General features: G+C 70.7%; 17 protein-coding genes. 5 read left to right on the top strand and 12 right to left on the bottom strand.

All coding sequences use genetic code 11. The features are described from left to right. Positions 1-10 precede the first annotated feature (10 nt). The 9 genes from BLV31_RS09400 to eccCa form a co-directional block, all read right to left on the bottom strand. On the bottom strand, positions 11-1,027 hold the full coding sequence (locus BLV31_RS09400) for a WXG100 family type VII secretion target (RefSeq protein ID WP_072740415.1): 1,017 nt from the start codon (positions 1,025-1,027) through the stop codon (positions 11-13). Further along, a complete protein-coding gene (locus tag BLV31_RS09395; RefSeq protein ID WP_024101602.1) occupies positions 1,024-1,392 on the bottom strand; it encodes a hypothetical protein in 369 nt (122 codons plus the stop codon). Before BLV31_RS09395 ends, BLV31_RS09400 begins: the two co-directional genes overlap by 4 nt. A 118-nt stretch (positions 1,393-1,510) precedes the next feature. After that, positions 1,511-2,851, bottom strand: a complete 1,341-nt coding sequence (gene glmM / locus BLV31_RS09390; RefSeq protein ID WP_006550057.1) for a phosphoglucosamine mutase — start codon at positions 2,849-2,851, stop codon at positions 1,511-1,513. Positions 2,852-3,003: 152 nt separating this feature from the next. After that, on the bottom strand, positions 3,004-3,507 hold the full coding sequence (gene rpsI, locus BLV31_RS09385; protein ID WP_006550056.1) for a 30S ribosomal protein S9: 504 nt from the start codon (positions 3,505-3,507) through the stop codon (positions 3,004-3,006). Then, positions 3,504-3,947, bottom strand: coding sequence for a 50S ribosomal protein L13 (rplM, locus tag BLV31_RS09380; RefSeq protein WP_006550055.1), 444 nt, complete (start codon positions 3,945-3,947; stop codon positions 3,504-3,506). The genes rpsI and rplM overlap by 4 nt, the downstream gene beginning before the upstream one ends. A gap of 289 nt (positions 3,948-4,236) precedes the next feature. Continuing rightward, positions 4,237-4,527, bottom strand: a complete 291-nt coding sequence (locus BLV31_RS09375; RefSeq protein WP_016690931.1) for a WXG100 family type VII secretion target — start codon at positions 4,525-4,527, stop codon at positions 4,237-4,239. Between the two features lie 60 nt (positions 4,528-4,587). After that, entirely contained in the window at positions 4,588-4,941 is a 354-nt protein-coding gene (locus BLV31_RS09370; protein ID WP_019288588.1) for a WXG100 family type VII secretion target, read from the bottom strand. 130 nt (positions 4,942-5,071) lie between these two features. Continuing rightward, positions 5,072-6,586: a type VII secretion-associated protein gene (locus tag BLV31_RS09365; RefSeq protein ID WP_231781811.1), complete on the bottom strand. Its 1,515-nt coding sequence runs from the start codon at positions 6,584-6,586 to the stop codon at positions 5,072-5,074. After that, positions 6,586-10,569 carry a type VII secretion protein EccCa gene (eccCa, locus tag BLV31_RS09360; protein WP_072740443.1) on the bottom strand — a complete coding sequence of 1,328 codons (3,984 nt, stop codon included), beginning with the start codon at positions 10,567-10,569 and terminating at the stop codon, positions 6,586-6,588. The genes BLV31_RS09365 and eccCa overlap by 1 nt, the downstream gene beginning before the upstream one ends. A 194-nt stretch (positions 10,570-10,763) precedes the next feature. On the opposite strand from eccCa, the gene eccD reads away from it, so the two are divergent. Together eccD and mycP are read left to right on the top strand one after the other, a co-directional pair. Then, positions 10,764-12,215, top strand: coding sequence for a type VII secretion integral membrane protein EccD (eccD, locus tag BLV31_RS09355; RefSeq protein WP_248846307.1), 1,452 nt, complete (start codon positions 10,764-10,766; stop codon positions 12,213-12,215). Next, complete coding sequence (gene mycP, locus BLV31_RS09350) at positions 12,212-13,579, top strand: type VII secretion-associated serine protease mycosin (protein ID WP_072740414.1); 1,368 nt, start codon at positions 12,212-12,214, stop codon at positions 13,577-13,579. The genes eccD and mycP overlap by 4 nt, the downstream gene beginning before the upstream one ends. A 1-nt stretch (position 13,580) precedes the next feature. On the opposite strand, the gene eccB is transcribed toward mycP, so the two are convergent. Beyond that, on the bottom strand, positions 13,581-15,035 hold the full coding sequence (gene eccB, locus BLV31_RS09345; RefSeq protein WP_024101611.1) for a type VII secretion protein EccB: 1,455 nt from the start codon (positions 15,033-15,035) through the stop codon (positions 13,581-13,583). 295 nt (positions 15,036-15,330) lie between these two features. On the opposite strand from eccB, the gene eccE reads away from it, so the two are divergent. After that, a complete protein-coding gene (gene eccE / locus BLV31_RS09340) occupies positions 15,331-16,914 on the top strand; it encodes a type VII secretion protein EccE (protein ID WP_254778508.1) in 1,584 nt (527 codons plus the stop codon). Here eccE and BLV31_RS09335 read toward each other — a convergent pair. Together BLV31_RS09335 and BLV31_RS09330 are read right to left on the bottom strand one after the other, a co-directional pair. After that, positions 16,902-17,477 carry an NADPH-dependent FMN reductase gene (locus BLV31_RS09335; protein WP_039584877.1) on the bottom strand — a complete coding sequence of 192 codons (576 nt, stop codon included), beginning with the start codon at positions 17,475-17,477 and terminating at the stop codon, positions 16,902-16,904. The genes eccE and BLV31_RS09335 overlap by 13 nt on opposite strands. After that, on the bottom strand, positions 17,474-18,079 hold the full coding sequence (locus BLV31_RS09330; protein WP_006550047.1) for a TetR/AcrR family transcriptional regulator: 606 nt from the start codon (positions 18,077-18,079) through the stop codon (positions 17,474-17,476). Before BLV31_RS09330 ends, BLV31_RS09335 begins: the two co-directional genes overlap by 4 nt. A 69-nt stretch (positions 18,080-18,148) precedes the next feature. On the opposite strand from BLV31_RS09330, the gene BLV31_RS09325 reads away from it, so the two are divergent. After that, positions 18,149-19,291 (top strand): acyl-CoA dehydrogenase family protein, encoded by a 1,143-nt coding sequence (locus BLV31_RS09325; protein ID WP_033096996.1) that lies wholly within the window; start codon positions 18,149-18,151, stop codon positions 19,289-19,291. A gap of 59 nt (positions 19,292-19,350) precedes the next feature. Next, a complete protein-coding gene (locus BLV31_RS09320; protein WP_064060442.1) occupies positions 19,351-20,253 on the top strand; it encodes a phosphotransferase family protein in 903 nt (300 codons plus the stop codon). The last annotated feature ends 7 nt before the right edge of the window (positions 20,254-20,260 follow it).

Below are 20,260 nucleotides of genomic sequence, written 5' to 3'. Positions count from 1 at the left end.
GTCGTTCGCGTCACAGCGGTCCGGCTTCCGCGAGCACGACTCCTGCACCGCCCTCGTCGTTCTCGTCCTGCCGGCGGTCGGCCTCGACCGGTCCTGGGGTGTGTTCGCGTCTGCGTTCGCCCGGGCGGATCCCGGGAACCGTCAGCAGTGCACCTTGATTCGGCGGGTCGCTCGGTCCGTGCTGCGTCGACCCGTCGTCGACGACGGGAGCCACCGTCCCGGCACCGGATACGCCCGCGGCCGCCGCCCCGGCATCATCGGCGACGCGTTCGGTGGTCGTCGCCAGGTCGGTGACGCTGCCGGCGATCCGGCGGACGGCCTCCTCACATGCCCCGAGCACCACGTCGACGGCGTCCCGGACCGCCGGGACCAGACGTTCCTCCATCCATCTCCGGCACTCGGCGGCAGGGTCGGACACGTCGCCACCGGGCGGGTCGCCCAGGTTGCCACCGGGCGGGTCGCCCACGTCGCCACCGGGCGGGTTGCCGAACCAGCGGGCATGCTCCTCCGGGCTCGGTCCGTGCGGGCCACCGCTCGCTCCGGCGACGATCGTGTCGATCTCGTCCCTCGTGCGACCGTCGACGGTGCCTTCCGCGAGTGCCCCGACGACGCGGGCCTTCTCACGCAACGCTGCGGCGATCGCGGTGGCCGCCGATTCCAGCGCGACCGCGAGATCGGTCAGCGACGCACACAGCGCCACTCCGGAACGGACGGTGGCCGTCAGCTCGGCGCGAGCCCGGTCGGCGGCGGATCCGTCCCACGACTCGTCGAGTTGCTGCAGGAGGCGACGCTGTTCGTCGGTCCGACGACCGAGCGAGGTCGCGAGCGAGCGCGTCGTGGCGGCGTCGTCGGCGAGGGCGGGCAACGAGAGGGTTCGTTCCTCGTCGTAGCGTGCCCGGACGTCCGCGACGCAACAGCCGGACTCGAGCCCGAGAGTGTGCAGGGACTGCACGAGGTCGGTCAGGCGGGCCAGGCCGGGCGCTCCCGCGTCGAGGATGTCGCCTGCGCTCTCGGGAGGGGTCCTCACGGCTGCCGGGTCCCTGCGTCGCCGAACCCGACGCTGTCGAGTTCGGCACCGGTCACAGCGGTGAGGGCGATGCCGGTCGCGTCGTCCTGGTGCCGGTATCTGTCTGCCGCCGCGCGCAATGCGTCGGCCTGCGCCTGTACGGTCGCCGCCCAGCTCTCACACGTCGCACGCATCCTGCGATATCCGGTCTCGACGCGAACGCCGGCCGACCGGTGCGTCGATCCGGCACCGGAGCCATCGAAGACGAGACCGCCGAAGCCACGACGGATCTCGTCGTCGGCGTCCTCGGCGACCTCCTCGAGTCGTGCCGCGACGGCTCGCACCGCGTCGCCGTCGACCTGGATCGTGCTGTGCTGTGTGTCCATGTCCGCCCTTCACCCACCGAACCCTCTCGAAGGGTTAGGACGCAGCGCAGGACGATCCGGTTCCACCGCAGCGTGACTGCGAGCGGAAACCGGCAGCGAAGGGCAGGGACCGCGCAGGTCAGACGGCGGCGACGACTCCCGCGAGACGGTCGGCGACCGCCCGGGCGTGATCGTCGTCGGCGGCTTCGACCATGACGCGTACGAGCTGCTCGGTGCCCGACGGACGCAGCAGCACCCGGCCGGTCTCACCGAGTTCGCGCTCGGCCTCCGCGACCGCGTCCGCCACCGCAGGATCGCTCGCGACGGCGACCTTGTCGTGGACCCGCACGTTCACGAGGACCTGCGGAAGCGATGTCATCACCGAGGCGAGCTTCGCGAGCGGCAGACCCGTCGTGGCGATCCGCTCCATCAGGCGCAGGCCCGTGAGCACGCCGTCGCCGGTCGTACCGTGCGCGGGCAGGACGATGTGGCCGGACTGCTCACCGCCGAGGCCGTAGCCACCGCGGCGGAGCTCCTCGAGCACGTAGCGGTCGCCCACGCCGACGGTGCGCACCTGGATCCCCGCCGCGCGCATCGCGAGATGCAGACCGAGATTGCTCATCACCGTGGCGACGAGGGTGTCGTCGGGAAGTTCACCGGCTTCGTGCATGCCGAGAGCGAGGATCGCCATGATCGCGTCACCGTCGACCACCGTGCCGGTCGCATCGACGGCGAGGCAGCGGTCGGCGTCGCCGTCGTGCGCGAGACCGAGGTCGGCGCCGTGCTCGAGCACGGCCTGCTGCAGCACGGACAGGTGCGTGGATCCGCAGCCGTCGTTGATGTTCAGTCCGTCGGGTTCGGCGTTGATCGCGATGACCGTGGCACCTGCGGCCGCGTAGGCGGCCGGGCCGGCCTGCGAGGCGGCGCCGTGCGCGCAGTCGACCACTACGGTCGTACCGGTGAGCGGCTTGTGCACGGCCGTCGCGAGATGCGCGAGATAACGGTCGAGGGCGTCGGACACGACGCGCACCCGGCCGATACCGGAGCCGGTGGGGCGTGCGGCGCTCTCGGCGTCGCCGTGCAGCACCGCTTCGATCCGGTCCTCGACCTCGTCGTCGAGCTTGTGCCCGCCGGCTGCGAAGATCTTGATGCCGTTGTCGGGCATCGGATTGTGCGACGCGGAGATCATCACGCCGAGGTCGGCGCCGTAGTCACCCGTGAGGTACGCGACCGCTGGGGTGGGCAGTACGCCCACCGACACCACGTCGACTCCGGCTGCGGTGAGTCCGGCCGTGACGGCCGCCTCGAGCATCTCCCCGCTCGCGCGTGGATCTCGACCCACGACCGCGACCGGTCGCCGCTCGGCACCCTGCGGGGCCAGGACCGCTGCCGCAGCGCCTGCCAGGCGTACTGCCAGCTCCAATGTGAGCTCGGCGTTGGCCAAGCCCCGGACTCCGTCGGTGCCGAACAACCGACCCATGTACACAGCCTCCCAGTCGTGTGCGGCCCCCGCCGCGGGTGTCGATAGAGGACAGAATGCACGAAAGCAGGCGCCGGTAGGAGATGTCTACCGACGCCTGCTCTCGTGATGGAACAGGTGCCGACTCTGACGAAATCAGCGTCGGCGGCACATCAGCGCTTGGAGTACTGCGATGCCTTACGGGCCTTCTTCAGGCCGTACTTCTTGCGCTCGACGGCACGCGGGTCACGCGTGAGGAAGCCGGCACGCTTGAGCGCGGGGCGATCCTCGGGGGTGACCTCGGTGAGTGCACGCGCGATGGCGAGACGCAGCGCGCCGGCCTGGCCGGACGGACCGCCGCCGTGCAGGCGCGCGTGGATGTCGAACGACTCGGTGCGCTCGACCGTCACCAGGGGCGACTTCACGAGCTGCTGGTGCACCTTGTTCGGGAAGTAGTCCTCGATGGTGCGGCCGTTGAGGGTGAAGTTGCCGGTGCCGGGCACGAGGCGGACGCGGACGACAGCCTCCTTACGGCGACCGACGGTCTGGACCGGACGGTCGAACACGATCGGGGCAGCAGGTGCCTCGACGACGTCCTCGACGTACTCGTCTGCAGCGACCTCGACGTTCTCGACGTACTCTTCGGGGTTCACGTTCTGTTCCTCGGGCGTCGTCACTGTGCCACCTGCTTGATCTCGAACGGCACCGGCTGCTGCGCGGCGTGGGGGTGGTTCGGGCCCGCGTAGACCTTCAGCTTCTTCGCGATGGCGCGACCGAGCTTGTTCTTCGGGAGCATGCCGGTGACGGCCTTCTCCACGAGGCGGTCGGGGTTCTTCTCGAGAACCTCGCCGACGGAACGAGCCCGCAGACCGCCCGGGTGACCGGAGTGGCTGTAGAGGAACTTGTCGGTCCGCTTGTTGCCGGAGACGGCAACCTTGTCGGCGTTGATGATGACGACGAAGTCACCACCGTCGACGTGCGGCGCGAATGTGGGCTTGTGCTTGCCGCGGAGCAGGTTTGCCGCCTGCACCGCGAGGCGGCCGAGCACCACGTCGGTGGCGTCGATGACGTGCCACTGATGGGTCACGTCGCCGGCCTTCGGTGTGTACGTAGACACAGATCTTCCTCGTCTATCGTTTCGCTGCTGGCCTGCATGCCGACGGTTGCCACGCCCGGCGGCCAGTTGGGACCCGGGAGAGGTGTTCGTCGCACCACAGGGCACGACGACGTGCGACACGCCGAGGGGACACTCTACCGGGCGGACGCCGGGCCGGTCAAAGCGCCGCAGCAGCCCTGCCCTCGCGCACCCTCCGCTGGAGCACCCCGGAAGCAGCAGCACGTCCCGGCGGCCTCTCCACCACCGGGACGTGACAGCGCCGGATCGGTCCGGATCCGGCAGACCCGGATCAGCCCGGGAAGCGCTGCTGGTTCAGTCGCTCGACCTCCTGCATGTTGTCGTTACCGGTCGAGACCACCCGACCGATGTCGTGCAGCACCTGGATGAGGCCGGCCTCGGCCTCGTTCCAGCGCGCCTGCGTGGCGGCGTAGCGCTCCTGCGCCCCACTGTCCCAGGTGGCGATGAGGGGCGCCACCTGCCCCTCGATGCGGTCGAGCGTCGCCTCGATCGCCTTCTGACCGGACACGAGCTGGGCGTGCAGGTCGGCGACGCCGGCGAAGTTCTGATAGATCTCGGACACGGATCGTTCTCCTTGTTCTCGAATGTGTGCCGGAGGGCTGTGTGCCGGAGCGACCGGCGATCAGTTGAACGACCCGTTGAGCACCGAACCGCCATCGGGGTCGATCGCCGACAAGGACTGGGCCTGCTGGTCCTCGGCAGCGGCGTACGACCGTCCACTGGTGCGCACGGCTTCTGCCAGTTCGTCCAGGGCGTTCGACAGCTTGGTGTGGTTGACGTTCCAGCGCTCCATGATTCCGGCGAACTGTTCCGCCGAGCGGCTCCGCCAGACCGACGGCGCGGACTGCACCACGCCCGTCAGACGACCGAGGATCGCGTCGAGTTCGGCGCGGGAGTCCTGGAGTTGTCCCGCGACGACCTCCATCGTCGCTACATCGGTGGTGAGGTGATTCGAATTGCCGGTCGGTTGGGTCAACGGCGTACTCCTTCGCTCGTGCGTGGATCATCCGGCTCGGTGTCGAGCCGGTCCTGGCTCCTACATCTGGTTGGACGCACCCGATCCGGTATCGGTTCCGCGCCTTCCGAAATTCGTGGACCTACTTTTCTCACCCGCCCCGGAGGGTGTGGACGGCCTGCTCGCATTCACTCCGGATACGGGTCCATTCCCCCTCGAGGTACTGGCATCCCACGGAGACCTGAAGTCCGGGGAAGACCAGGACCGACCACCGCACCACCGAGTAGTCGTCGGGAACTTCGGTGTACGCCACGACCTTGCGGTCGGCGAAGGTCGTGTCGGTGTCGAGGTCGCGGATGACAGGTGCACGTTCGGCGGCCCGCTCCGCCAACGCGGAGGCGACCGAGCGCTCGTCGATCCCGTCGGGAAGATCGCGGTACACGACCAGGATCCGGCGATCGGTTCCGCCGACCGGTATCAGTTCCGCGCGCCCCTCGGGCACAGTCGCGGGGTCGCGGACGCGCCAGCCCTCCGGCAGGTCGAGGTGCAGCGGACCGGCGTCGATCCGCGTCGACGGGGAGGGACCGGCGTCGGCGGCCGACTCGGGCTCACGAGCGTCGGTCGGCGGCTCCTCTGCAGCAACGACTTCCGGCGGAGCCGGGACCTCCGCGTCTCCACCTTCTCCGGTGAGAAGCGGCCACAGGAAGATCGCAGCGGCGAGCAGGAACGGAATCACCGCCCCGGCGACGACCAGCGCGGGCACCGTGCCGGCCCGCCCGCCACGAGGGGGATCCGGGCGTGCGCGCACCTCGCTGAGCCACGGCAGTGTCCTGTCGGGTCCGTCGGTCGTCGGAGCGATGGCCGGGGCTCTCGCGGTCCCTCCGGTTCCTGCCGGTGGCGCCGGAGGGCCGGTCACGGCGCTGAGCATCTCCGAGGCCGCGACGGGCAGCACCCGCCGACCCGAACCCACGAGATCAACTGCGAGAGAGAAGGATTCGACACCGGACGGTTCGCCCGGGCCGCCGGTGACCACCACGACCTCCGGCCCAGCCCCGCCGCACACCGAGGTCAGCAGGTTCTCGAGTCGCATCGCGGCGTCCGGGGAGTGCACCGACAGACCCGGATCGCGTGCGAGTCGTTCGACGGTCGGCCCGTCGGGCCCCGGCGGAGCGATGCTCACGGCGGTGACTCCCCCGGCGGCGAATTCGAGCACCGCACACCGCTCGTGCGGCGCAGGATCGGCGGCGCGCGCGGCGGCCACCGCGGCCGGAAGCAGGATCGTATCGCCTGCGACCTGCCGCACGGCGGTCCGGAAGAGATCGCGGCGCCGCTCGTTCCACCAGGTCGGGTGTATCGCGCACGCCACCCCGCCGATGTCCGGTGCACCCACGGTCGCTGCAGCGTAGGAGACGAGCCCGCTCAGCAGTTCTCCGAGTTCGGTTTCCCCTTCGACCGCGGCCGCATCCACGAGTTCCGTGACATCCATGAGTCCTGCGACGCCGGCCGGCTCCGACGGTTCCTCCGCTGCCGCTCCGTAGACCCGTCGGTCGCCGAGATCCGCGGCGAGAGCGGGCACGCTGCGCGTGGTTCCGGGCCATCCGATGTGGACGGATCCGGGTGTCAGCGTGAACGCGACCGCGACGACCGTCTCGTCCCGGAGCGCCATCACACCTCCGGCGCCCACGCGGTCTGGACGAGCGCCGTGCCGTCGCGTCGTACGAGTGTGCCGCGGCCCGGCGGTACCGGCGACGGACGGACCGCGCCGACGAGCGCTCCCTCGTCGCGGCTACCGCTCATGATCAGACCCGGAGTCGACAACTCCCGCAGACGCCCGAGGATCGGTTCGTACATCGCGCGTCCGGCACCACCCGAGCGACGTGCGACCACCAGGTGCAGGCCGATGTCACGTCCCTGCGGGAGATAGTCGAGCAACGGCAGCAGCGGATTCTGGCCAGAGGTGGCGACCATGTCGTAGTCGTCGATCACCACGAACACTTCGGGTCCGGTCCACCACGATCGATCGCGCAGCTGTTGTTGCGTCGTGCCGGGGCCCGGCAGCCGGCGCTCGAAGATGCCGGCGAGTTCGCGGGCCATGGCTGCGAGGACCGTTGCCGACGCAGCGTATCCCCCGAGATGGTCGCCGCCCACGACACCGAGCAGCGTGCGGCGGTAGTCGCCGACGATGATCCTGGTCTGCGCACCGCTGCCGGCTTCGACCAGTCCGCGGCACAGCCCTCGCAGCAGATTGGTCTTGCCGCACTCCGAGTCGCCGAAGATCAGCAGGTGCGGATGGTCGGTGAAATCCACCGATACGGGCGCGAGTTCGGATTCGTCGATGCCGATCGGGACGGAGAGCCGGGCCGCCGGGGACGCGTCGGCCGGTGGCGGCCACCCTGAGGGCAGAGCTGTGAGAAGGTCGGGCCGGTCGATGCGTTCGGGCAGCATGCGCACCGGTGGCGCCGAACGCCCCGGCGTGGCAGCACGGACGGCCTCGACCGCCGCTGCGACGCCGACCGCGAGATCGGCCGGATCGGAGCTTCCGTCCACCCGCGGCAGCGCCCCCAGGATGTGCAGGCCATCGCGGTCGATACCGCGTCCCGGCCGCCCTTCCGGCACCATCGCCGCTCTCTTTCGGCCGTACTCGGAGTCGGACGGGTCGCCGAGGCGGAGTTCGAGCCGCGTACCCAGCAGGTCGCGCATGGCGGGCCTCACGTCACCCCAGCGCGGGGCGCTGAGCACCACGTGGATGCCGTAGGACAGACCCTGGGCAGCGAGGATCCCGATCGTCTGTTCCAGTGCCTCGAAGTCCTGCCGGATGCTCGGCCAACCGTCGACGACGAGAAAGACGTCGCCGAACGGATCGCCGGTGGCCGGTGCGACCGCGTCGGCGCGCATCCGCCGCAGCTGAGCTATGGACTCGATGCCGTTCTCGGCGAAGGACCGTTCGCGACGACGCAGCAGCGACATCATCTCCGCGACCGTGCGGCGCACCCGGTCGGTGTCGTGCCGCCCCGCGACGGAACCGACGTGCGGCAGGCCGGCCAGACCGGACAACGTGCCACCACCGAAATCGAGACCGTAGAACTGCACCTGCTCGGCGTTGTGCGTGAGGGCCATCGACAGGACGAGGCTGCGCAGCAGTGTGGACTTCCCGGACTGCGGGCCGCCGACCACCACGACGTTGCCGGCCGACCCGGACAGGTCGACCACCAGCGGGTCGCGGCGTTGCTCGAACGGCCGGTCGACGACACCGACGACGGTGCGCAAGGTTGCGTGACGCGGCACGTCGCCGGTGAGCACCGACCTGGGCAGCAGCATGTCGAGCGACGGGGAGTCGTCGAGCGGAGGAAGCCACACCTCGTGCGCCGGTGTTCCGTGCCCCCGCATCCGGTCGACGACCACCTCGAGCACGCTCCGGCCGTCGCCCGCGGGAAGAACCGGGAGCGGCTCCGTGACCGGGGCGGGCGGACCGGCGTCGACCGGCACCGCCCGCGCGGTGAAGAGCCGGGGCCGGGACGTGCCGGCCGGCACCGCCGATCGGGTGCGCCGGGTGGGGCGGCCGGGCTCGTACGGCCCCGAGACGTACGCCGCGGAGAACCGCTGGATGTCGGCGGAATCGGTCCGCAGATATCCGGCGCCGGGTGTCGACGGCAGGTGGTAGGCGTCGGGAACGCCGAGAACGCTCCGCGATTCGTTTGCGGAGAAGGTCTTCAGGCCGATGCGGTACGACAAGTGGCTGTCGAGACCGCGGAGGCGACCCTCGTCGAGTCGTTGGCTGGCGAGCAGCAGGTGCATGTGCAGCGACCGGCCCAGGCGTCCGATCGCCGCGAAGAGGTCGGCGAATTCGGGCTGTTGAGAGAGAAGTTCGGAGAACTCGTCGACCACGATGAACAGCGCGGGCAGCGGGTCGAGCGGTGCACCTGCCGCCCTGGCCTTCTCGTAGTCGCCGACGTTGGCGAAGTTGCCTGCCGTCCGGAGCAGTTCCTGGCGGCGGTTCATCTCGCCTTCGAGGGCGTCCTTCATGCGGTCGACCATCGCGATCTCGTCGGCGAGGTTGGTGATCACCGCCGCGACGTGCGAGATCCGGTCCAGACCGAGGAAGGTCGCGCCGCCCTTGAAGTCCACGAGGACCAGGTTGAGTGCCTCCGGCGGGTGCGTCGCCACGAGACCGAGGACCAGCGTCCGCAGGAACTCGCTCTTTCCCGATCCGGTTGCGCCGATGCACAGTCCGTGCGGTCCCATCCCGTTCTCGGCGGCCTCCTTGAGGTCGAGTTCGACAGGCGCACCGTCGATGCCGACACCGATCGGTACCCGCAGGCGGTCGCGCCCGCGGCGTGGCACCCATACCTGCGCGGGGTCGAAGCGGGCCACGTCCCCGAGGCCCAGCAGCTCCTGCCAGCTCGACGGCCGGTCGTCGCCGGCGCTCTCGTCCACCGCTCCGCTCGTCACCCGGTACGGCGCGAGCAGTCTGGCCAACGTCTGTGCCTGCGGAGTCCCGATGCCGTCGGCATCGGCGAAGATGTCGACGTCGGTGCCGGTGGCGACCCCGACCCGTCCTTCCTCGACCACCAGGCGCAGGCCGCGCGTCGCGCTGAGCCGCGTGGCGTAACCGGAGAGGTCGAGCACGGTCACTGCGTCGAGACCGTCGTCGAGCACCCCCGAACCCGATCCCGTGACCCCGCCGTCGACGACCACGACGAGGTGCACGGCACCCTCGGTGGCCGGGGCGTTCCGGACGAATCTGCTGCGACCGGCGAGGACCGCCGCGAGATCGGTCTCGAGTTCGAACAGCGAACCGAACACCGTGCGTGCACTGCCCGCACCGTCGCGCAGGACCGGGTTCTGCGCATGCGGCAGCCACTTGATCCATTCCCATTCCGCAGCGGTGTCGGGCCCGCACACGACGGCGACCTGCAGTGTGTCGGGACCGTGGAAGGTGCACGCCTGCGCGAGCATCCCCCGAGCGAGCGAGCGCGCCGCGCGGCGATCGCCCTCGAGGCCGATCGCCGCGAAACCCCGCAGCGACACAGCCGTGGGCAGCGCCTGCACCACCGAGTGCGCGCGCACGAACCTGCGCAGCGACAAGGCGGCGACGGGTTCGAGATCCTCGACCGGCCCGGTGTCCGGAGGCACGAGTCGGGTCGCGAGTCGCTGCCCGCCGCGCCCCACCCTGAGGTGACCGAAGTCGGGATCGGTGCTGCGCCGCTCCCACATCCGGACGGTGCCGGCGAGGGTCCACAGCAGGGCCGGGTCGGGATGCGACCATTCGAGCGCCCGACGTTGTTCGTGCGCCGTCTCGGTGACCTCGCGCCGGAGCTGGTCGAGATAGCGCAGATAGTCCTTGCGGTCCTCGTTCGCCTCGGCGGTCTTCGTTCCCCCGCTGCGACCACCGTTGGCGAGCATGCCCACCAGGGACACGACCATCATGAGCGGGAAGATCATCGCCATGGGGCTGCGTGCGGCGCCGGTGGTGAACATCAGCGCGACCATCCCGATCATCGCCGCGACCATCACGAGCGGGAGCAGTCTGGTCACCAGATTGCCGGGCGTGGCCCGGGGAATGTCCGGTGGCGGTTGGACACTCACCTCACCGCTGGGAGCGCGCGGTGCCTCCCGCCGTGCTCTGCGTACGAAACGCACGGTACTCACGTTCGTCACCCCCGGAACGCCGTCGGCCGCCCCCTACGGCCCCACGGTCGTGGAAGACTAACCCATGGCTGCGACCTTCCGTGCTCCTGTTCGCCCCTCGGCCCCTCGACGGACAACTCGGGCACGACACCGGTCGGGACGATGTCGTATGGTCTGCGTCGTTCGGACTGCAGTGACGGGGGGAACCGAGGCCGATGACATCTGTGCGTGCGCGATCCGAGACCCCGGGGCAGGTGGGCGCCCCGGATCTGTGCCGGATCACCGTGCTCGCCCGCCACACCGAGGTCGATCTCGCACTGCCCCTCGACGTTCCGGTGGCGCTGCTGCTCCCGGGGATCGTGAATCTCGTCGCCGGCCACCGGCCCGACAACGACTTCGACGCGACACCCGAACGCACGGAACCCGACGGCTGGGCGCTCGCCCGGATCGGTCGGGCCCCGCTGTCCGGTGCGCTGAGTCTCGACGAGCACGGCGTCCGCGACGGGGAGATCCTCGTCCTGGAGGACGCCGGATCCCCCGCTCCTCCACCGTTGTTCGACGACGTCATGTACAGCGTCGCGGCCTCGGACCGGACCACGACGCCGTGGGGTGCGGGCCCGTCGGGTCTCATCGCGGCCGTCCTGGGTCCGGTCGCCCTCGCCGCGGGCTGCGTACCGTTGCTGTTCCTGCCCGACGGCGCGAGCCGTCTCGCCCTCGGAGCCGTGTGCGCCGCGCTGCCTCTCCTGGTGCTGCTCGCCGCAGGCATCCTCGCCCGGCTCCACGACGATCGACGGACCGCGACCGCGCTGCTGTGGTGCGCCTTCCCGCTCGCAGCGACGGCCGGGGCGCTGCTCGTTCCCGGCGAATCGCCGGCGCCGCGTCTCGTCCTCGCCGCGGCACTGACCGGTGCGGTCGCAGTGCTCGCCGTGCGTGCCACCCGCATCGGCCTCGCACCGTGCACGGCGGTCGCCGCGACCGCCGCGGGCGTCGTCGTGACGGCCACCCTCGCATCGACCACCGAACTCGAGGCGCGCGCCCTCGGAGCCGGAACGGTGGTGGTGGCGCTGCTGCTCGCCGGCACGGCACCACGCCTCGCGGCGATGCTCGCGAAACTCCCCATCCCCCCGGTCCCTGCTCCGGGCGCTCCGCTCGAACCGGAGACCCCCGAGAGCAGCGTGTCCGGGTTGCCGTCACAGGCGGAGCTCGAGCACCGTGCGAATCGGGCACGGAGCGCGCTCACCGGAATCGTCCACGCCGTCGTCCTACTCACGGCGGGCGGAGCGTGGTGCGCCGCGTTCCCGTTGGACGGAGACGTGTCCGTGCCCGCGGTAGCACTGGCCGTGGCGTCGGCCGTGGCCCTGGTCTTCCGAGGCCGCACCTACACCGCGACCGCGCAGGCGGCTCCCCTCGTGGCCGGTGGCGCGGTACTGCTGCTCGGGCTGCTCGTCGGTGCGGCAGCGAGCGGAGCGTTGCCGCCGTGGGCGGTGTTCGCATCCGCTACGGGTCTCGCGTGTGCCGGTTTCCTCTTCGGTGTGGTCGCGCCGCGACGGACGTTCACCCCGGTACAACGCCGGATCGCCGAGATCGCGGAGTACGCGACCATCGCCACCGTCGTGCCGTTGGCCTGCTGGGTCGCCGGTGTGTACGCAGCGATCCGCGGACTGTGACGGTGCGGCTGTCACACCGGTTCGCGGTCCTGGCCCTCGCCGCCCTGATAGCGACCACTACTCCGGGTCTCGCGACCGCCGCGCCCCCGGTACCCGATCCGGCGCAACTGCCCGCCGGCGCGACGCCTGCGCCTCCCGAGGCCACCGAGATGCGGGTGTTGTGCGCAGAACTGCCGGATGCTCCCGACGGACCGCAGATCCCTCGGGCACAACGCATCCTCGACTTCGCGTCCGTGTGGCCGATCACCCGGGGAGCGGGGCAGGTGGTCGCCGTCATCGACACCGGGGTCCATCCGCATCCGCGGTTGCCGGCCCCGAGGCCGGGTGGCGACTACGTGTCCACGGGTGACGGCACCGAGGACTGCGACGCGCACGGCACCCTCGTCGCCGGCCTGATCGCGGCGCGGCCGACACCCGGATCGGGTTTCGCCGGTGGCGCACCCGACGTGGGGATCATCGCCATCCGCCAGTCGAGCGGCCATTTCTCCGACCGCTCCCGATCGGACGACGATGCCGCGCGCAACGCCTCCGGATACGGCGACGTACGGACCCTCGCGGCGGCCGTCCGGCAGGCGGTGGATCTCGGCGCCACCGTCGTCAACATCTCCGAGGTCGCCTGCCGGACGGTCGCCGAAGGCCTCGTCGACGGTCCGCTGGGAGCGGCAGTGCAGTACGCGACGGATGTACACGACGCGGTCGTCGTCGCGGCGGCCGGCAACACCGACACCTGCCGCGAAGGCAATCCGCGCTCGGCGGATCCGGCCGATCCCGGTGCGGATCCGTGGGATTCGGTCGTCACCCTGGCATCACCGGCCTGGTACGACGAGTACGTCCTCACCGTCGGCGCGGTCGAGGACGACGGCACACCGGCCGGGTACAGTCTGCCCGGGCCGTGGGTCGACGTCGCCGCTCCCGGGAGCGGGCTCGTCTCACTCAATCCCGGCACCGACGGTCTGGCCGACCTGATCCCCGGCCCCCAGGGCGGCAGACCGGTGTCCGGGACGAGTTTCGCGGCGCCGCTCGTTGCGGCGACGGTCGCGCTGGTGCGCTCGCGGTACCCGCATTTGTCCGCCCGAGAGGTGATGACGCGCATCGAGAGCACCGCCCACTCCCCCGCGGAAGGATGGAATCCGCAGGTGGGACACGGGGTCGTCGACCCGCTCGCCGCCGTCACCGCGCCGCTGCCGGCCGGGCGCGCGGAGCCGATGCCGGCGGTTGCCGTCGCCGAGCCGACTCCTCCCCCGGTACCGGATCACCGGCCGCGCACCATCGCACTGATCTCGGCTGCGGCCGTGATCGCCGCGACCGCCCTCGTTCTCGTCCTCACTGCACCGGCACGACGACTCGCCCGATCACGGACCTGAATCAGTTGCCCGCCCCGACGGGGACCGCCTCCGGGTCGGCGGCGACACCGTCGTGTGCGAGCAGCGCCTGTTCCCGGCCGAGCGCGGGTCCCGGAGCGAGCAACTGCAGGATGGGCCACGGGACCCGGGCGGGTGGATCCGTGAAGCCGAGTGCCGCAGCGGCGTCCGCATCGGTGATGCCGTACCGCACGCCGGTGTCGGCGACGTAGAACAACGAACCGAGACGGTCGGTGTCCGAGGTCAGCGAGGTGGTCTGCACGTATCTGCCGCGGCCCGGCGGGATGTGGATCGCGTCGACCTGCGGTCCGGCATCGTCCGCCTGGGCCGGGACCACCGGCACGGCGTCCTTGCCGGTGGGCAGGGCCGTCCCCGCGGACAACCGCAGAGTCGAGCGGTGCCGGTCGTTCTCGCCTGTGCCGGGCTGCCAGGTGGAGCACGCCACAGGCCTCTCCCCCGGATCGACGATGCGCGGGACGACCTCGGGAAAGGTGTCGACCGGCAGTTCGTGCACGACCGGCGCGGCTGCGAGGACGTCGGGTGGAATCACCGGAATCTCGGGTGCTCCTTGCGAATCCGAGAAGTGGATGAGATGTGCGGTGGCCCGCGAGACCTCCTGCACACCGTTCTCGAGCACTACGTGGAAACTCTGCCCGTCCGGTTCGGACACCGCGACGACCGACCCGACTCGCACACCCGGGATCGACATGCCCGGGACACCTCCGGCGCCGGTGATGTGGGGTGCCGCCAGCTTCGGCGATTCCGGCACGGCGGCGAGCAGTCCGGGACTCGCGGGGCGCGCACGGGAGACGTCGATGCCCAGCAGGCGCACGAGCGACCGGTCGTTCGGGTCGATTTCGGCGCGTCTGCCCTCGTAGAGCAAGTGGTATCTGCCGTCCGCGGCCACGAGGAGCGCTTCGTCGTCGGCGAGCACCGAGCCTGCCCGGTGGTCGGGTGTGCCGGCGAGCACGGCGGTGGTCGAGGACTGCAGACCGTTCGGGTCGGCGACGTCGCACACCGTCCACGGCACCTCCTCTGCATCATGGACCAGGGAGGACGGCGCACCCGGGATCCCCACCAGCGGTCCGCGTGGTCGTGTCGTCAGTTCCTCGTCGGCTACGACCGCCGGTTCGGTGGGCGATCCGAGGATCAGCCGGGCCGACGCGAGATTCAGGACGGGATGGAAGGTCGTGCCGATCGCGACGTAGAGCGCACCGGAGTCGCGTCCGACGACGACGGAAGCATCACCGATCCGGTCCTGGGGGCGGAACAGGGCAAGGGCGGCACAGCCTCCCAGCACGACACACGCGACGACGACTCCGACGACGAACGCCCGGAACTGGGAACGCATGGGATCGTGGATCATTCGTACGTCGCCCCGCACCAACGCATGATCCATGCGTCGTGCCAGGAAACGGTATCCACTGACCTGCCATCGCGTGGTCGGTTGCGCTGCCATCGATCTCCCCCCGTACGGCACGCTCTCTGGCGCAACACAGTACAGTCCAGTCGGGCGTCCACCACAGGCGCTCCGCGCGGTCAGGGGGAAGGTCGGCACCGCGCCGGAATCATTGCCGGCCGTCGTTCGGGGGGGATCGATGCAACGAACCGTCTTCGAGTCGGGGGATTCACGGGTCAGCACAGCGCCCACCGGTGCACGGGTCAGCACAGCGCCCACCGGTGCACGGGTCAGCACAGCGCCCACCGGTGCACGGATCAGCACAGCAGCAGGTGATGCGAGAAGCCGTGTCGCCGTGCGGCTCGTGGGTGCCCAGTGCGTCGCCGCCCTCGTATGGACGCTGGCGGTGGTGTCGGGGGCGTCCGTGTGGGTGGCCTGCGCGATCGCCGTGCCACCGGCCGCGCTGTGCCTCGTGCGGATCGGCGGACGCGGCACAGCCGAATGGATCGCGACCGTTCTGCGCCGACGCCCGGACGACGTCTCCGTCTCGGGTGTCCTCCGCGACTTCCACGTCGGGTCGGCAGTCCCGGTGGGGGTGCTATGGGACGGCCCGTACGCGACCGTGGTTCTCGAACCGTTCTCACCGGCCGGTGCGATCACCCGACTCGGGCGCGACAGCGAGGAGACGGGGCGAACGCTCCCCCTCGACGCGATCGCCGCCTGCCTGTACCGGCACGACGTCGTCCTGGACGGGATCGATGTCGTGGTGCAGGGGCGCCGGGTTCGCGACTCGACCCCCGCGGGGCAGGCCTACGCACAGTTGCTGGGCCCGCTTCCCGCCGCGGCCGAACGCACGGTGCGGGTGGTGCTCCGACTCGACGTCACGTCCTGCGCGGCCGCTGCCGCCCGTCGGGGCGGAGGCTCCGAGGGTGCCGCCCGGACCGTCGTCGCGGCGGCGCGGCGCGTGATCCGCGCGCTCGGCGACGCCGGGTACGGTGCGCGACTGCTCACCGCGAGCGAGATCGAACAGGCCGCGCTGCGCATCTCCCACGGGGTCCCGGCGACGGAGTGGGCCCCGACGCGCCGGCACGTCGCCCTGGCCTCCGCGTTCGACTCGGGCGGCGCCTTCGACCCACGTCGGATCGACCGCCGCCACACGGCGGCGATCTGGTCGCATCCAACTTTGGCGTCGACACTGGTCCTCCGGTTGCGACCGGGTGATGACGGGTCGGTTCGGGTCGGGGCGCTGGCACGGTTCACCACGCGCGAGGCGGACGTCCCCTCGGTGGCCGGACTGTTCCCGGCGTACGGACGTCACGCCGAACTCCTCACAGCGGCATTGCCCCTCGGGGTTCCGCAACTGGAAGACCGGGTTCCCTTGCGCGAATCGCGTAGCGGGGAACTCGACGCCCTCGCTCTTCCGGCCGGTGGGTGTGGGCAGCTCATCGGATCGGACGACGCCGGTCGCGCCGTCACCGCGCGTCTCACCGGTCCCGGAGTCCGCTCGGTCCACATCGCGGGCGAGTTGTATCTCGCCCAGCAGGTGGTCTTCCGCGCCGTCGCGGTGGGGGCGCGGATCGTCGTCCACACCGACCGGTCCGGTGCGTGGCGCGGCCTGGTCGGATCCGCGGCCGGACCCGACCGGCTGCGTCTGGCGGGCGAGTACGCGGGCGACCACGATTTCGACACGGTCGTCTACGACGGCGTCCCGCCCACCTCGTCCATGCCGCACGCGACCGCGATCCACGTGCACATCCACCCGGACGGATGGCCGCGCGAGCGCCCCACGGTGTCGTTGCTCCAACCCGGAGCGGCCGGGGGCCGTGTGGTGCTCACGGTAGGCGGCGAACGCACGCCTCTCACCCTCGTGACGATCGCGGCGGAGAGCACCCATCTCGGCCGGTCGCGCATGCCGGATCCGGCGCCTCAGCCGGGATAGCGGTCGAGGGCGGTTCCGGCGCGGACGGTGCGGGCCCACCAGGCGATCTGGTCGAGCATGCGTTCCGCGCCGTCGATCGCGGCCTCGTCCGTGGTGGTGCCGTCGGCCGCGAAGGCGTGCTTGACGCGGTGGAAGCTCACCGACTGCCGCACCGGCACCATGTGGACCTCGACGACGACCTGCCGCAACTGCTCGACCGCGCGCAATCCGCCGGACAGGCCACCGTAGGAGACGAATCCGACCGACTTGGTGCGCCATTCGTGCTTGACGGTGTCGATGGCCGTCTTCAGCGCGGCGGGATAGCCGTGGTTGTACTCGGAGGTCACCACCACGAAGGCGTCCGCAGCACCGATGCGACCGGTGAAGGCGTCGGCGTCGGGACCGCCCGAGAGGTCGTGCGGGAGCGGAGTCTCGGCGAGATCGAGAACGCCGACGTCGAACTCGGGCCGACGCCGTGCGGTGGCCGCGAACCAGTCTGCGACGACCGGCGCGATGCGACCGGCGCGGACACTCGCGACGACGACCTCGAGGCGGATCGGATCGTTCGGTGCAGCCGTGGTCATAGGGTCGATCGTAGGTGCGGTGCGGTCGAGAGCCCGTGCGCGAGCAGTGCGGCGAGTTCCCGGTAGGCACGTGCGTCCTCGAGACCGGTCGCCTCGGCCACCTGTCGTTGCTGGATGCGGACCATGACCGAGGCGACGACGTCAGCGACGAAGGCCGCGTGGACGTCGCGCAGTTCGCCGGCCGCAACTCCCTCGGAGATGAGCTGGCGGACGCGGTCGGCGGCGAACCGGGTGTTGCGTTCGTAGACCTCGCGCGCGACCGGCGTGTGGGCGATGTCCTCCATGAACCGCGTGGAGGCGGGTTCGAGTTCGCGCCCCACGGCCTCGAGATAGGCGCCGATGCGAGCCTGGGCGTCCGCGGCCCGCGCGACGTCGGCCTCCACCCGGTCGGCGGCACCCTTGAAGAAGTGGACGGTCGCCGCGTAGACGAGCCGGTCCTTGTTCTCCGCGAGTGCGTAGAGCGTCGATTTCGAGCAGCGCAGACGCGCGGCGATGTCGTCGAGGGTCAGGTGCGCGAAGCCTTCTGCCAGGAACAACGCGACCAGATCGTCGAACAGTTGCGCCTGCCGGGCGGTGGGCCGCCGGCTACCGACTCTTGCCATACCGAGAACAGTACTGCAGTATCGTCCTCAGTACTATTTTTGGTCCCCAGTCTTCCAGGAGGAACCACCGTGCCCGTCGAGCGTCTGCTTCCCACCCGCGAGGCCTACGACCTGATCGACCTCACCCGCGACGTCGCCGACAAGGTGCTCGCCCCGCGCGTCGACGAGCACGAGCGCAAGGAGACCTTCCCCGAGGGCGTCTTCCCCGCACTCGGCGCCGCAGGGCTGCTGAGCCTGCCGTACCCCGAGGAGTTCGGCGGCGGCGACCAACCCTACGAGGTCTACCTGCAGGTCCTCGAGGAACTCGGCGCCCGCTGGGCTGCCGTGGCGGTTGCGGTGAGCGTGCACGGACTGTCGTGCTTCGCGCTCGCCACCCACGGCACCGACGAGCAGAAGAACAAGTGGCTCCCGGAGATGCTGGGCGGCAACACCATCGGCGCGTACAGCCTCTCCGAGCCGCAGGCCGGATCCGACGCCGCGGCCCTCGCGTGCCGTGCGAAACCCGTCGACGGCGGCTACCGCATCACCGGCTCGAAGGCGTGGATCACCAACGGCGGCAAGGCCGACTTCTACACCCTGTTCGCCCGCACAGCCGACACCGGCAGCAAGGGCATCTCGTGCTTCCTCGTGCCCGCCGGCACCGAGGGCCTGTCCTTCGGCAAGCCCGAGGAGAAGATGGGCCTGCACGCCATCCCCACCACCTCCGCCCACTACGACGACGCCTTCGTCCCGGCCGAGCGCCGGATCGGCGCCGAGGGACAGGGACTGCCGATCGCGTTCAGCGCACTGGATTCCGGACGCCTGGGGATCGCCGCCGTCGCGACGGGTCTGGCCCAGGCCGCCCTCGACGAGGCGACGGCCTACGCCAAGGAACGGCAGGCCTTCGGCAAGCGCATCATTGACCACCAAGGCCTCGGCTTCGTTCTCGCCGACATGGCCGCCGCCGTCGACTCGGCCCGCGCCACCTATCTCGACGCTGCCCGGCGCAAGGACGCCGGCCTGCCCTACTCGCGGCAGGCGTCGGTGGCCAAGCTCGTCGCGACGGATGCCGCCATGAAGGTCACGACCGACGCTGTGCAGGTCCTCGGTGGATACGGCTACACCCGCGACTTCCCGGTCGAGCGCTTCATGCGCGACGCGAAGATCACGCAGATCTTCGAGGGCACCAATCAGATTCAGCGACTCGTGATCGCGCGGTCCCTCGCGGGGTGAACGATCACAAGCCGGAAGCGACAGGGGTTTTCGCGGCGAAAGATCGCTAGAGTGCCTTCATGCCGGACGCCCTGGAGCGGCTCACTCCACAGCAACGCCACCTGCTGACGCAGCGGTTCGGCCGCATCGTCGTGGTCTCCGACATGAGTTGGGGACTGGTGTCGACCACTGTCCTCGAGGTCGACACCGACGACGGGCTGCTGGTCGTGAAGGCGGGCGGAACTCCGGATCGGCACATCAGCCGCGAGATCAGCGCGCACGAGCGGTGGACCGCTCCGTGGGTACGGTGCGGTCGGGCCGCCCGCATGGTGTTCGCCGACCGCGCGACGAAACTCGTCGTGACGGAATACCTTCCGGGACGGCTCGTCCTGGGCACCGCCGCGTCGTCCCGTCTCGACGTCTACGAACAGGCCGGCGCGCTGCTCGCCCAGTTCCATCGCCAGGAGCATGTGGTGGACGAGGGGTACGAGCGATCGGCGAACACGAAGACGCTGCGGTGGCTCGCGGCGCCGCACCGTATCGGTCCCGACGTCGCCGGCCGATTGCGCTCGATGGTCGAGGGATGGCCGACACCGACGGCCACCCTGGTGCCCACCCACGGCGACTGGCAGAGCCGCAACTGGCTCGCCGACGACATCGGTGTGGTGAAGGTGATCGACTTCGGGCGTGCCGCGATGCGCCCGGCGGGTGAGGACTTCGAGCGGCTCGCGGTACGCGAGTTCCTCCGGGTCCCCGGTGCCGAGCAGGCCTTCCTGCGTGGCTACGGCGAGGATCCCCGTGAGGAGGACGCCTGGTTCCGCCGACGTGTCCGCGCGGCGGTCGCGGTCGCGGTGTGGGCCTTCCATGTGGGCGACGACTGCTACGAGGCCGAGGGCCACCGCATGATCGCCGAGGCGCTCGGCCGCTTCCCGGTTCGCTCGATGCGCTCATCAGCAACGTCCTCGAGTTCCTGGACTGGCTGATCCGACG

Source organism: Rhodococcus pyridinivorans (genome assembly GCF_900105195.1).
Classification (GTDB): domain Bacteria; phylum Actinomycetota; class Actinomycetes; order Mycobacteriales; family Mycobacteriaceae; genus Rhodococcus; species Rhodococcus pyridinivorans.
Note: the sequence above shows the minus strand (reverse complement) of the source record. Positions and strands in the feature narration are given on the sequence as shown.

Coding starts and splice junctions, on each gene's coding strand:
- BLV31_RS09395 (WP_024101602.1), bottom strand. CDS start 1,392: ATGGACACACAGCACAGCACGATCCAGGTCGACGGCGACGCGGTGCGA.
- glmM (WP_006550057.1), bottom strand. CDS start 2,851: ATGGGTCGGTTGTTCGGCACCGACGGAGTCCGGGGCTTGGCCAACGCC.
- BLV31_RS09365 (WP_231781811.1), bottom strand. CDS start 6,586: ATGGCGCTCCGGGACGAGACGGTCGTCGCGGTCGCGTTCACGCTGACA.
- eccD (WP_248846307.1), top strand. CDS start 10,764: ATGACATCTGTGCGTGCGCGATCCGAGACCCCGGGGCAGGTGGGCGCC.
- eccB (WP_024101611.1), bottom strand. CDS start 15,035: ATGGCAGCGCAACCGACCACGCGATGGCAGGTCAGTGGATACCGTTTC.
- BLV31_RS09335 (WP_039584877.1), bottom strand. CDS start 17,477: ATGACCACGGCTGCACCGAACGATCCGATCCGCCTCGAGGTCGTCGTC.
- BLV31_RS09330 (WP_006550047.1), bottom strand. CDS start 18,079: ATGGCAAGAGTCGGTAGCCGGCGGCCCACCGCCCGGCAGGCGCAACTG.
- BLV31_RS09320 (WP_064060442.1), top strand. CDS start 19,351: ATGCCGGACGCCCTGGAGCGGCTCACTCCACAGCAACGCCACCTGCTG.